Source organism: Escherichia sp. E4736, from assembly GCF_005781225.1.
GTDB lineage: Bacteria > Pseudomonadota > Gammaproteobacteria > Enterobacterales > Enterobacteriaceae > Escherichia.
In genome coordinates, this window is record NZ_VATT01000054.1 from 1 (window position 1) to 13,486 (window position 13,486).

Annotated in this window: 8 protein-coding genes; 2 read left to right on the forward strand and 6 right to left on the reverse strand. The window is 45.3% G+C overall.

All coding sequences use genetic code 11. The features are described from left to right. Positions 1-496 precede the first annotated feature (496 nt). Both FEK46_RS22665 and FEK46_RS22670 read left to right on the forward strand, forming a co-directional pair. Positions 497-1,702, forward strand: coding sequence for an AAA family ATPase (locus FEK46_RS22665; RefSeq protein WP_130236377.1), 1,206 nt, complete (start codon positions 497-499; stop codon positions 1,700-1,702). After that, the gene (locus tag FEK46_RS22670; protein ID WP_240725565.1) at positions 1,699-2,670 is read left to right on the forward strand and encodes a ParB family protein; all 972 of its coding nucleotides are present in this window, start codon (positions 1,699-1,701) and stop codon (positions 2,668-2,670) included. The genes FEK46_RS22665 and FEK46_RS22670 overlap by 4 nt, the downstream gene beginning before the upstream one ends. A 788-nt stretch (positions 2,671-3,458) precedes the next feature. On the opposite strand, the gene cadA is transcribed toward FEK46_RS22670, so the two are convergent. From cadA to cheA, 6 genes are all read right to left on the reverse strand, one after another. Then, on the reverse strand, positions 3,459-5,591 hold the full coding sequence (gene cadA / locus FEK46_RS22675) for a lysine decarboxylase CadA (protein WP_130209511.1): 2,133 nt from the start codon (positions 5,589-5,591) through the stop codon (positions 3,459-3,461). Between the two features lie 77 nt (positions 5,592-5,668). Then, on the reverse strand, positions 5,669-7,000 hold the full coding sequence (cadB, locus tag FEK46_RS22680; protein WP_130236378.1) for a cadaverine/lysine antiporter: 1,332 nt from the start codon (positions 6,998-7,000) through the stop codon (positions 5,669-5,671). A 363-nt stretch (positions 7,001-7,363) separates the two neighbouring features. Further along, positions 7,364-8,881: a lysine decarboxylation/transport transcriptional activator CadC gene (cadC, locus tag FEK46_RS22685; RefSeq protein WP_130236390.1), complete on the reverse strand. Its 1,518-nt coding sequence runs from the start codon at positions 8,879-8,881 to the stop codon at positions 7,364-7,366. Positions 8,882-9,219: 338 nt separating this feature from the next. Further along, positions 9,220-10,740, reverse strand: a complete 1,521-nt coding sequence (locus tag FEK46_RS22690; protein ID WP_135381291.1) for a methyl-accepting chemotaxis protein — start codon at positions 10,738-10,740, stop codon at positions 9,220-9,222. A 43-nt stretch (positions 10,741-10,783) separates the two neighbouring features. Further along, a complete protein-coding gene (locus tag FEK46_RS22695; protein WP_130209517.1) occupies positions 10,784-11,293 on the reverse strand; it encodes a chemotaxis protein CheW in 510 nt (169 codons plus the stop codon). Between the two features lie 10 nt (positions 11,294-11,303). After that, positions 11,304-13,322 carry a chemotaxis protein CheA gene (gene cheA, locus FEK46_RS23515; protein ID WP_171021383.1) on the reverse strand — a complete coding sequence of 673 codons (2,019 nt, stop codon included), beginning with the start codon at positions 13,320-13,322 and terminating at the stop codon, positions 11,304-11,306. Between the last annotated feature and the right edge of the window lie 164 nt (positions 13,323-13,486).

Genomic DNA, 13,486 nt, shown 5'->3' on the forward strand with positions numbered 1-13,486 from the left:
TGTTTTCAGGGAGGAGATCACCACGACCAAGACGTTTTAGCTTCTTCACCAGGATAACATCACCGTCTTCCACTTTCATACGTAGCAGATCCAGCCCCCTCTGTCGGTAGTGGGATCTGAACAACCACCAATAGCCTGAGCAACATCTATTGCGTAGGCTTTTTTTATCAAAAATACCCTGATATTACCGATGTTTTTGGACTATAGCCCTGACGCGTATTGACTGAAAATAGTGCTATCAGAGTTCCATCAAGTTGAACGCAATACAACAACGATATTATCCAGACAGGCGCTTTATGTACGTCGTCAGCACGACATAACCCGGCCTTCTGCCCCACACCGATCTGGCGAATAACGCCCAAAGATGCTCACAACTCAACAGATAAGTGAGCCGCTACCCGCTATTTTTACCTTATTGCATCTGAAATGTTTACTTTGCCACTTGTATGTAGCATTCTTGACGAAATTCATCATTTCAGCATAAAGGCAGAAAATCATGGATACGCCTGTCCATCTGTTAAAAGTTGCGCAACGTTCAGAGAAAATGCTGTTTTCTCTTACCGAACAAATTCAGTCACAGAAAGAAGAGTTGCAGGAAAACAAGTTTTATCAGGTCTATGCCAAGGCGGCGCTTGCCCGGCTGCCCCGTCTCACGCGCGCCAGCGTGGACTACGCCGTCAACGAGATGGAAGAAAGCGGCTATGTGTTTGATAAGCGCCCCGCTGGTAGCTCCACCAAGTACGCCATGTCGATTCAGAACATTATCGACATTTACCATCACCGTGGCGTTCCTAAATATCGCGACCGCTATCCATCGGCATTCGCCGTTTTCATCGGCAACCTGAAAGGTGGCGTGTCTAAAACGGTCTCTACCGTTTCTCTGGCCCATGCGCTACGCACCCACCCTCACCTGCTTTATGAAGACTTACGCATCCTGGTGGTTGATCTCGATCCGCAGTCTTCGGCAACCATGTTCCTCAACCACACCCGGGCCATTGGCATGGTGGAGGCCACCTCCGCACAGGCCATGCTGCAAAATGTGTCGCGCGAGGAGTTACTCTCAGAATTTATCGTGCCTTCCATTGTGCCGGGCGTAGATGTACTGCCAGCCTCAATTGAAGATGCGTTTATCGCCTCACGCTGGGATGAGTTATGCGCCGAACACCTGCCGGGGCAAAATGTTCACGCTGTGCTGAAAGAGAATGTGATTGATAAACTGCGCAAGGATTACGATTTCATCTTTATCGACAGCGGCCCACACCTTGACGCGTTTCTCAAAAATGCCATCGCCTCAGCCGATCTGCTGTTAACGCCGGTTCCGCCTGCACAGGTCGATTTCCACTCGACGCTGAAATATTTAACCAGACTCCCTGAACTGGTTGAAATTATTAATGAATCCGGCATGAAGTGTAATCTACGGGGCAATATCGGCTTCATGTCAAAACTGTCAAATAAATCCGACCATAAGCTTTGCCATAGCCTGGCAAAAGAGATTTTTGGCGGCGATATGCTCGATGTCGCGTTACCGCGACTGGATGGCTTTGAGCGTTGCGGCGAGTCCTTCGACACCGTTGTCTCGGCAAACCCAGCCACCTATATCGGCAGCAGCGAAGCGTTGAAAAATGCCCGCCACGCCGCTGAAGATTTCGCCCGGGCAGTATTCGACCGCATTGAATTTATCAGAACCAACGGAGTTGTATGATGAGCGCCAAGAGAGTCACCATAGGCCGTACCTTCAAAACCCCTGCGCTGCACGAGGATGATGGCGGACCGTCTCAGGAGCAAATCTTTACTCTCTCCACTGGGCGTCATGTTACTTTTTCGTTGCGCACAATCCCGGCCAATGAGGTCGAAAAAGGAACCTATGTCATTCAGGAGATAAACGGTCGCGATCAGACCTCGCTGACCAGCGAGTCCCTGAAAGACATTACCCGCACGCTCCGCCTGCAACAGTTTTTCCCTTGCATCGGTATTGAGCGGGAAGATGGTGTGGAAATTATTGATGGTTCCCGCAGACGCGCGGCGGCAATTTTGTGCCATACCCCGCTGAAAGTACTGGTCACCACTTCAACGGTGTCTGCCGATGAGGCTCGTAAACTGGCGGCAGATATTCAGACGGCGAAAGAACATAACCTGCGTGAAGTTGGGTTACGCCTGATGGCGCTTAAGGCATCAGGGCTGAATCAGAAACAGATAGCCGCACAGGAAAAACTGTCACCGGCCAAAGTCTCCCGCGCCATGCAGGCGGCCTCCGTTCCGCAGGAGCTGGTTTCACTGTTCCCAGTGCAGTCGGAGCTTCATTTTTCCGATTACAAATTACTGGCTGCGGTAGACGAAAGTCTCGCCGAGAAAAATGTCGAACTGAGCACGCTGATCGAACAAATTTCAGAAGATATTGATCTTATTCTGAGCGAAGGTGGCCTTGCGGAAGATGAGATTAAAAATAAGCTGCTGAAGCTTATTCAGAAAAAATCGTCTTTGCTGATCTCGCTGCCTAAAAAAGAGAAAGCGAAGGTCGTTTCGCTGTGGGCTTTTGATGACAAAGACCGATACGCGCGTAAACGCGTTAATGGCCGAACAATCTCTTTTGAATTTAATCGTCTGACAAAAGAAGTTATGGACGAGTTGGAGCAGTCAATTAATGACGTACTCGCCAGACATCTTGAGTAGGTGTTTTCGCGCGGACATCATGAATGTGCGCGGTAATGGCTATTTAGCCCGACGTAGTTTCTTGCCGGATGCGGCGTAAACGCCTTATCCGGCCTACAGATTTATGTAAATGTAAGCGCTTACTTCATGTAATAACCTGATATTGCTGACAATTTCAACAAAAAATATCCCGTTAACATCAGATAATTCAACGAGCTGACGTGCAGGAAAATGAATTACCCTTCACATCAGCTATATCAGCAGTCAAATACCTGATGGTGAAACGAAATACTCAGGCATTACCTATGAATTATAATTGTGCCACAACAGAACTATTCCTGCGATGACAACAAAAAAACCGATAACGCCGAGTAACAAACTGATCGATACCTGATGACTAAACTTAATTTTTCGGTTACTGAACATAATCTCATATCCTTCCATCTTGCTTCTCCTTTTTCTGTGCTGGTTAATAGCAGGTATATATTTTACAGAGCAACATTTATCTACAATACTTTTCTGGGTGAAAAGAAAGTTTTTATCTTATTTCTTAATTATGTTTAATTTCCTTCTCGAAATTAACTTTTTTGTAGTATGCGCACTATCACATACTGACACTCAGCGTAAGAGAAAACCATCAGGATTTGGCCTTAGTTTAACGGCCAGGAGATGTTGAAAATATTGCTAAAGAGGAATGAGCAGCGGAAAAAAATAAAGCCGGTGAACGACAGCATGTATTCACCGGCCCCTTCCAATAGATCGATATAAGACAGAAGGAAATAAACTGTTATATCAATTTACTACTTTAATTACTTAAGTACTTTCACGGTATAACGGCCATCGGCCTGGCGATACGCACCATGAATATCGGTTTCAAAGCCCGGATAATGCGCGCCAATTTCACACAGCATCTGCAGGAACTCCAGTACCGGACGGCTTTCAGCGGTGATCATTTCGCCAGGCATCACCAGCGGTACACCCGGAGGATACGGCAGGATCATATTGGCGTTCACGCGACCGACCATGTCATCCAGATAAACTTCTTCCACTTCGCTATGCAGTTCTTTCTGGAATGCACGATACGGCGTTACCACCATTTCAGGCAGAACTTCGAACGCGCGATACATCAGATCCGGCAAATTATGGTGAGAAATCAGTTTATGAATATTCTGTGCCAGTTCCTGAATACGCATGTCTTCATAGAATTCAGGATCTTCCTGATACAGTGACGGCAGCATGTTTTTCACACGCAGGTTTAAATCAAAGGCGCGTTTGAACTCGGTCAGACCACGCAACAGGCTCAGAGCTTTGGTTTTATCGATACCAATGCTGAAGAGGAAGAGCAGGTTATAAGGACCGGTTTTCTCAACGATAATGCCATGCTCATCAAGGTATTTCGCCACAATGCTCGCTGGAATACCGAAATCGTCCATCGTGCCGTCTTTCGTCATACCCGGCGTCAGCAGAGTGACTTTGATCGGGTCCAGATACATATGCTCGTTGTCAATGTTCTGGAAACCATGCCAGCCGTTGTCAGAATTGAGCGGCCAGCATTCAACCTGGTCAATCTGCTCTGGCTGCCAGACATCAAAGAACCAACCTTCTGATTCACCTTTTAAGCGTTTAATCTCTTTACGGAACCTGATTGCACGATTAATAGAGCCATCAATCAGACGCTTACCGGCATTACCTTTCATCATTGCCGCAGCCGTTTCAGTCGATGCGACAATACCGTAGTGCGGTGAAGTCGTGGTGTGCATCATATAGGCTTCGCTGAACGTCTCTTCGTTGACATCCCCTTTCACATGGATCATGGATGCCTGAGAAAACGCTGCGAGCAATTTATGCGTAGACTGAGTTTCGTAAATCACTTTACCTTCAACACGACCACCGCTCATCCCGCATTTACCTTTGTAAATTGGCGAGAAATTGGTGTAAGGCACCCAGGCGGAATCAAAGTGGATGGATTTTACGTCCAGCGTTTTCTTGATGTAGTCGGTGTTGTACAGCAGGCCGTCATAAGTCGAGTTGGTAATAACAGCATGTACAGGCCAGGTGGCATTCGGAGTTTCTTGCACGCGTTTGGCGATGGTTTCATGCTGAAATTCGCTCTGCGGAATACCGCCTAAAATACCGTAAGCATTACGGGTCGGGCGGAAGTAGATCGGCGTAATATCGCTCATCATCATCAGATGGGTCAGCGATTTGTGGCAGTTACGGTCAATCAGCACAGTGCTGCCCGCCGGAGCGGAATACATACCGACGATTTTGTTAGCGGTTGACGTACCGTTGGTGACCATATAGCTGCGTTCAGCGTTGAACACGCGAGCAATATACTCTTCCGCTTCTTTGTGCGGACCAGAGTGATCCAGCAGAGATCCCAGCTCAGATACCGAGATGGAGATGTCTGATTTCATGGTGTTTGCACCAAAGAAGTCATAGAAAATGCTACCGACAGGGCTTTTCAGGAATGCCGTACCGCTCATATGACCAGGGGTACAGAATGTGTACTTACCTTCACGAACATATTTGAACAGGGCTTTGGTCAGTGGCGGCAGAATGGTATCGATATATTCGTCAGTATTTTGCTTGATTTTTAAGGCGATATCTTCTGCCGCGCCCAGCGCGTATTCGAAGAAACGCACCTGCATACGCAGCTCGTTAAGGCTGACATCCAGGGTAGAGTGAGTATTTGCAAACGCATACAGTGGCATGTACTCATTCATGGCGCTGATTTCTTCGCACAGAGCAAGATTGTACTTATCCCAGTCGAAGATCACGCCGCAAAGTTGAGCATTATTTTCAATCAGCTTCAGCAGATCTTCGCGGTCGTTTGGATAGACAACGTGGAAGCCCCGTTTTTCAAGGGCGCAATGCAATTCACGGATAGGCTCTTCTTTAAAGTAAACACCCATCTGATTCATTATCGCGATAACGTTCATATTTATATCTCCTGATAGAGCTGGCTCCTCCCGTCTCGTTGTGGGAGAACGAGAGGAACGCAGAGAAACGAAGGGAATTAGTGGGTGTCTACGCTGCTAACGTCGTCAGCAGCATGTTCGCGCTGGTGCAATTTACGACCGTAAAACATCAGGATTATCAGGCTGACGATAAATGTCCCGGTCAGCTCGAAGGACGTGGCGCCTGACAGAGCGATGAAGCAGAAGACACAACCCAGCACTGAACAAACCAGGCTGGCGCTGTTACGCAGGTTGACGCCTTCGAAACGAATCAGATCAACACAGGAGTAGAAGTAAGGAAGCATGGTTAACAGCACGGCGATCCCGGTTAGCACACCAAACAGGTCAGAAGCTTTACCACCGGTAGAGTTCATCACCGTGATCAACACCATCAGGGCTGTCATTTTCACCGCTGCAAGCAGCAGGCCTTTTTTAGGGATGTTATTACTGTCAACATCACCATAAACTTTCGGGAAGTTGCCGTCGTTTGCCGCACGGACACCCGCCTGGCCAACCAGCATCATCCAGGAACCGAGGGAAGTCAGACAGGCGAAAGCGGTAAAAGCAGAAACCACCGGTGCGGCCCAGCCGCCAAACATCGTCGCGGCGCTAACGGCGAACGGAGCACCAGAAGCAGCCATACGGTCGGCAGGGAACATCCCGGAAAGCACCTGGGTTGCGGCAATATAAACAATACCGGCCATTGCCGTGCCAAGCATGGTTGCCAGCGGAACGGTGCGTTTTGGATTCTTCACCATGCCGCTGCTCACCGCAGCAGATTCAACGCCAACGAAAGCCCACAGGCAGAGCAGAATACTGTTAATCACAGCGCGGCTGTCAGTCGTACCGGAGGTGTTCCAGTTCGCCTGGTAAGTCGCCAGATCAAACCAGTGCCAGCCAATAACAGCAGTCAGCGCGACAGGAATCAGTACCAGTATCAGGCCAATCGTCGTCAAACGACTCACCCAGGTACCGCCAAGCATGTTGACGAACGTAAAGATCCAGACGATAGCAATACAGGCAATGCCGGCTGGAATTGGGCTATTTAATACAGGGAAGAAAGTAGAAAGATAAGAGACTGCGGTAATACCAATAGCAAGGTTACCGATCCAGTTCGCATGGTAATAAAGAACACCGGTCTGGAAACCGAATGCCGGAGATATTTCCCCCGCATAAGCAATTGGACCACCTTGTTGCGGGTTTTTGGTCGCCAGGCGGGCATAAACATAGGCCAGCGACATCGCGCCAATAATAGAGATAATCCATCCCCAGATAGCAATACCACCAATGCTGGCAAGATTCGCGGGTAATAATGCAATCCCGCTGCCCATCATATTACCGGCTACCACGCCAGTACAGGCAAATAGCCCGATCTGTTTGGCAGAACTCATATTTTCAATCTCCTGGATTTAATATTCAAGGCACTAATCAACATGTAAACAACGCTGCAGACTGGCCGACTACAGAAAAGAGTACTAATTCAGGAGAATGAAGTCCTAAAGATAAAATGAATAAACAATAAACGATATATAAATGATGTTTTTTAGAGAACCATAAAGGTTATCTGGATTATCTACGGTTATCATGAAAAGATAAATCTTGTTGAATATCAACAAATTAAAGTAACTTTCTTAAGAATAAAACCGTAGTTCATCTGACTTATGATGGATTACGTAAAATATAAATACGGTGACTGATGACATGAAAAAAACGCCTTATCATATTATTTAAGAAAAAATATGATAAGGCTTCATTTATTCTGCTGAAGAATAATTTTCAAGGTAGGGTACGATGCGGTTTAGTGATGTCTGGAATATTCCGTTTTTAATCCAGTACAGCGTGTTTTCACCAGGACGCAAATTAAATGCGGTAATATAGGCATCAGCAGCAAGACGGTTTTCGCCTTTCATTTCGTAGACTTTTCCCAGCAGGATATAGTTTAGCCAGGAGAGCTCATTTCGGATACCAAGATTAATTGCCTGATACGCCTCCTCCACGTTGCCACGATCTAACAAATCGACAGTTTTAATCTGATAGTAAATCGCTGAATCCTTGATCCCTGGGCTGTTACGAATTTTCTCCATCGAGGCATATAACGTTTTAAGCTGTTTGTCATCAAGCAACTGCTGCGTATGGCGAAAAATATCGATCAATGCTTTTTCAGCATTAACATAGGTAAATTCCGGGGACTGTTTCGCCACGTCTTCGAGGATTTCACTGGCTTTGTTTAGCGATGCAGCATCCCCCTGCATTAACAACTGATGTGCTTCAAAAAAATGTGCCAGAGACTGACTTTTAATGGGTTGATAATGGTTCATCATTTCCGTCATTTTGTCTGACCAGGATAGCGAGAGCGCCGATGATAAATTGCTCAGTAAATCATTCTGGATCGCAACCTCATTAGACCCCGTAATGAAGTAACGTTTATCCAGCATAACCTCGCCGTTCGCATGATCGACCAGGCGGACAGACATAAAACATTGCTGTGCGCGATAGTGACGTTGATTGAGAAACTCCAGCGTTAACGTTTTCCCTGAATTTCCCGAAACATGGCCACTGTAGTTTATTTTGTCATGCACCATATAATTAGAAAATGTGTTAAGCGTGGATGTCACCAGGCTTCCTAAGCCAACGGCATAAAAAAGCTGTAAATTCCAGTTATTACATGCATTTCCATTAACGAGGTGTATATCAATATCAAGTGGATTCAGCAGAAGCTGAGTATTGGTCGTCGTTAAATTAGATTTAATTGCTGTTTTTGCAACCATAAATACACAACTGAGCACGGCTAGTAAAAATATAGCCCAAACGATAACAACACGGAAATGATGATATTTACGCGGCTGATTATCCGTTAATTGAGGTGCGGTAATGGTGGGGGCATTGGTCGGTGGCGGAGTATCAGACATAATATCGGATTGTTCAGGCGTCAATTCCATTTCTTCAGCACACCATATTACCGGCGCGGTGAGTTTATATCCACGCTTGGGGATAGTAACGATATATTCATTATTTTCATCATCATCGCCATTTTTTAATGACTTGCGTAATTCAGAAATAGATTGTGTTACAACGTGGCTGGTAACGATATTACGCTTCCACACATGGTCAATCAACTCATCGCGCGTAAGCACCTCTCCGGGGTGATGAGCAAGAAAAACCAGAAGATCGATTAATCGCGGTTCGAGTGTTGTCCGCCGCCCGTTGCAGCTGATTTGATTAACATCGGGACTGACTAACCATTCGCCCACTCGAACGACAGGTTGCTGCATAAAATTAGCTCCAAAAAACGGCTTGTTATATGCAGATATTAACACCCTCTTCAATTGTTGCATCTGTTTCCATATTATTAACCATAAAATAAGTTAAATCTGTAGCAAAAATAAACCAACTTAAGATATTTAATGAGATTAACTCAGGTGTTTACCCTGGCTAATATAAAGGCATTTATATTAATCCTATATAAATAGATTAAGCCTACTACTAAAAATTAACCAGTCCAAACCAGGAGTAGTAACGAGAAAAACAGGAATAGTAATCGTAGTTATCGACAACGATGGCAGATATAACACCCTGGTAGGGTGCTATATCTGATGTGCATCGGGGATAATCAAAGATCATTAATCGGTAATTTAAAGAAGGCGATCATTTCCTGTAATTGTCTGACCTGATCATGCAGACTCAGTGCGATGGTTTCCGATTCGCCGACCAATATGCTATTACGCTGCGTCACGTTATCCATTTCAGTCAGTGCATACGCAACCTGCTGAATTCCCTTGCTCTGCTCTTCAGACGCCTGTGAGATATCATTCATAATGCTGTTGACATCATAAATGGCATCTACCATTTCATTAATCGTCTTACCCGCATTGGAAGCCAGCGCATTGCCTGTATTAACATGTTCAACGGCTGTGGTTATCAATTCATTGATTTCTTTTGCCGCACTGGCGCTGTTTTGAGCCAGATGCCGTACTTCACTGGCAACGACAGCAAATCCACGTCCATGATCTCCGGCTCTTGCCGCTTCAACAGCAGCATTAAGCGCCAGGATATATGTCTGGCGAGCGATGTCATCCACAACTTTGTTAATTTCCGATATCTTTTTAACACTTTGCTCAATAGTACGGATGGTTTCCGTAACCGCCTGCGCCGCCGTCAGCCCTTCCTGTGCCGTCGTATTTGCCGCGCTGGCAAATTCATTCGCTTTTTTTGCGTTGTCAGCATTATGCGCGACTGTCGTACTAATCTCTTCCATATTGGCAGCCGTAAGCTGTAATGCCCCCGCCTGCTCCTCTGTACGAGTTGACAGGTCGCTGTTGCCATGCGCCATTTCATCAGTACTGTCACTGATTAATTCAATTGAACTTTTAAACGTTGTAAGGATTTCGCTTAAATTGAGCCGCATAGTATCCAGTTGCTCAATAACTTCGCCAATTTCGTTTTTCTGACCGATGTCTAAGGTATGGTTAAGTTCGCCATTAGAAATTAAAGAAAAGCATTCTTTAATGTATTCAAATCGTGAGAATACTTTATTTTTTAACCATAGCCAGCCAACAACCGATAATATTATCCAAAAACCGAAAGAGAATATACTAACATAATAAGAGTCAGTTAACAGACAGTTAATAATATCCTTAGCTTCAGGCTCATCATATTTATAGACATAATCATCCAGAGCATTTTCCTGAATAACAAAATTATCGACCTCTTTTTGCACTTCACTCAGTCGACCCGAACTAAACGCCTTTTCAACATTTGCAAAAGCATTACTGACTGCCTGAGTGGATTTCGAACCAACTTTAGCATCATCAGAAATTACATTCAGATACTCATGGAAATAATTTTTAGCAGATTCCATGTTATGCATGGATTTACTATTGTCACGGTAATCCCATTCTTCAAAGACAAGTTCAAGCGCTTGCCGTGTCTTTGACAATTTATTGATCTGATCTAAACCTGTCGTTAGCCTGAAAACGTTATTCTTAATCTCAATAAAATGATATAATGTTATAATATTTGACATAGTGAAGAGCAAAACAACAAAAGAAACGGCAATAATAAAAGTTGTTTTTAGAGATAATGAGTCAGGTAAGAACCTGAGCTTCTCGCTGATTTTTGATGAAAAAATCATTATTCACCTGACCTGTAAGCATGAAAATTACTAAAGCAACATTTTAGTCAACTGATATTTCTGCTGTACGCTCAACCAATTGCATTTCTTCACTGTTAAGCAATTTTTCAATATCTACGAGAATAAGCATTCTGGAATCAAGCGTACCTAAGCCAAGCAAGTAATCCGTAGCTAATTTTGCGCCACTAAAATCAGGTGCCGGGCGAATTTGTTCGGGTGACAAGGAGAGCACATCAGAGACACCATCGACCACTATCCCAACTATTTTATTAGAAAAACTTAACACGATAACGACTGTGTTTTCATCAAATGCGACAGTGTCGAGATGAAATTTAACGCGAAAGTCAACTACAGGTACAATAACGCCGCGAAGGTTTGTCACACCGGCAATAAAATCAGGGGTATTCGCAATGCGTGTAACACGTTCATAGCCGCGAATTTCCTGAACCTTTAATATCTCGATCCCATACTCTTCTTGTCCAAGAGTAAAAATTAAATATTCATTACCGACATTTTCTTTTGCCGACTGCTTATCGTTATCTGTGAGTTTCATAATGTATTCCTTAATTGAGAACCTTGCCGGAATCCACTATTGCAGGCGTTATTGCTGTTCTGGAATAAAGCGCAGCAACATCCAGGATCATAGCTACGCTGCCGTCCCCCAGAATAGTGGCAGCAGCAATTCCCGGCACCTTACGATAGTTTTGTTCGAGATTTTTGACGACAACCTGATGCTGACCAATCAGTTGATCAACCAGTAGCGCATAACGAACGCCAGCACTTTGCACGACGACCGCAATACCTTCATTTACACTCTGTAAATCACTCTGGATACCGAAAAGATTATTCAGCTCTATGAGGGCCAGATATTCCTCTCTGACTTTCAATACCAGCTCACCGCCGGACATTCTGTTTAACGGCATTTCCAGTAACATCAGCGATTCCATCACTGCGCCAAGCGGAAGAACATAAATTTCTGACCCAACGCGTACAGACATACCGTCCAGAATTGCCAGCGTCAGAGGTAATATTATCCGGATAGTGGTTCCACGCCCCTGCTCTGAATGGATTGTCACATGGCCGCCCATATCCTGAATGTTTCGTTTCACGACATCCATACCAACACCACGACCGGAGACATCGGTAACTTTCTCTGCGGTGGAGAAACCCGCTGCAAAAATGAGCATCCAGACTTCTTCATCGCTGGGGTTATCACTAATAGCGACGCCCTGCGCATGAGCGCGATTAAGGATTTTTTCTCTGTTGAGGCCGGCGCCATCATCCACGACTTCGATAACAATATTACCGCCGTGGTGCTCTGCCGATAGCGTCAGGCTACCGGTAGCAGGTTTACCATTAGCGAGCCTGACATCAATCGGCTCAATACCGTGATCCAGACTATTACGTACCAGATGTGTAAGAGGGTCGATAATGCGTTCGATTAAACTTTTATCCAGTTCAGCAGAACCGCCCCACAGCGTCAGTTCTACCTGTTTATTTAATTTATTAGCAAGATCATGAACTAAACGCGGAAAACGGCTGAAGACATATTCCATCGGCATCATACGGATCGACATCACCGATGCCTGCAAATCCCGTGCATTACGTTCGAGTTGCGCAATACTGTTAATCAGCGAATCGTACTGAGCAGGATCCAGCCCCGCAGATAACTGTGTAAGCATGGTCTGGGTGATAATAAGTTCACCGACCTGGTTAATTATCTGATCTACTTTTTCTACGGCGACACGAATACTACCGGATTCAGTACCTTGTTTACGGGATTCGCTGGCACCACGCAGTTTTCTTGCTGGCGCAGCGCCAGTCGGGGAACTGGCTGTTGCAGAAAATCCACTATCGTTTGTTTCTCCCGCAACACCGCCTGTATCCGGACAGGTATTTTCTACAAAATCGTCATCACAAACATCAATTGTGATTTGTTCTGGTTCCAGAATAAAACATAATACCGCCAGAATATCATCCGCAGCGGTAGTGGTAAACATACGAGCCTGCAGGCTGCTTTTCTCAATTTTAAGATCCTGCAACTCGCCAAGATTTTTAAGTTCCTCAACAAGAGGTTCGAAATCCTTTTCTCCCAGATCCCTGAGGGTAATCTTTAAAATATCTTCTCCCGTTCCTGTATCTTTTTTACTTTCTTTTATCGGCTCGGACTGAGTGTTGTTATTAACAGTGCCCTCCCTGGATTCCAGGGCCATCTGTCTCAGTGCCTCGCAAATATACCGGTAGCTGTCCTCATCCGGCGAGCGGGAAGATTTATATGCATCAAGTTGATCCTGCATAATATCCTTACTTTCTAAAAAAAGATTAATGATGCCTTCATTGAGCTGGAGTTTTCCGCTGCGGGCATCATCCAGAATATTTTCCAGAATATGCGTTGTTTCCTGCAATATGGTAAAACCAAATGTCCCCGCGCCGCCTTTAATCGAATGAGCGGCTCGGAAGATAGCGTTCAGGCTTTCCTTATCAGGCGTTCGCGGATTAAGCTCAAGCAAATGCCCTTCCATATCTGCCAATAGCTCATCGGCTTCATCAAAGAAAGTCTGATAAAAATCGCTGATATCCATCTTATTTCGTCTTCTCCTGAACAGGAATTTCGGACGCGGGGTGTAACGGCGGGTTAGCGGTGCCAAGTGTGCTGGATGGCGCAATATCAGGTGTACTGGATAGTGCAATACCAGGTTTGCTGGATGGCGCAATATCAGGTTTACTGGATGGCGCAATATCAGGT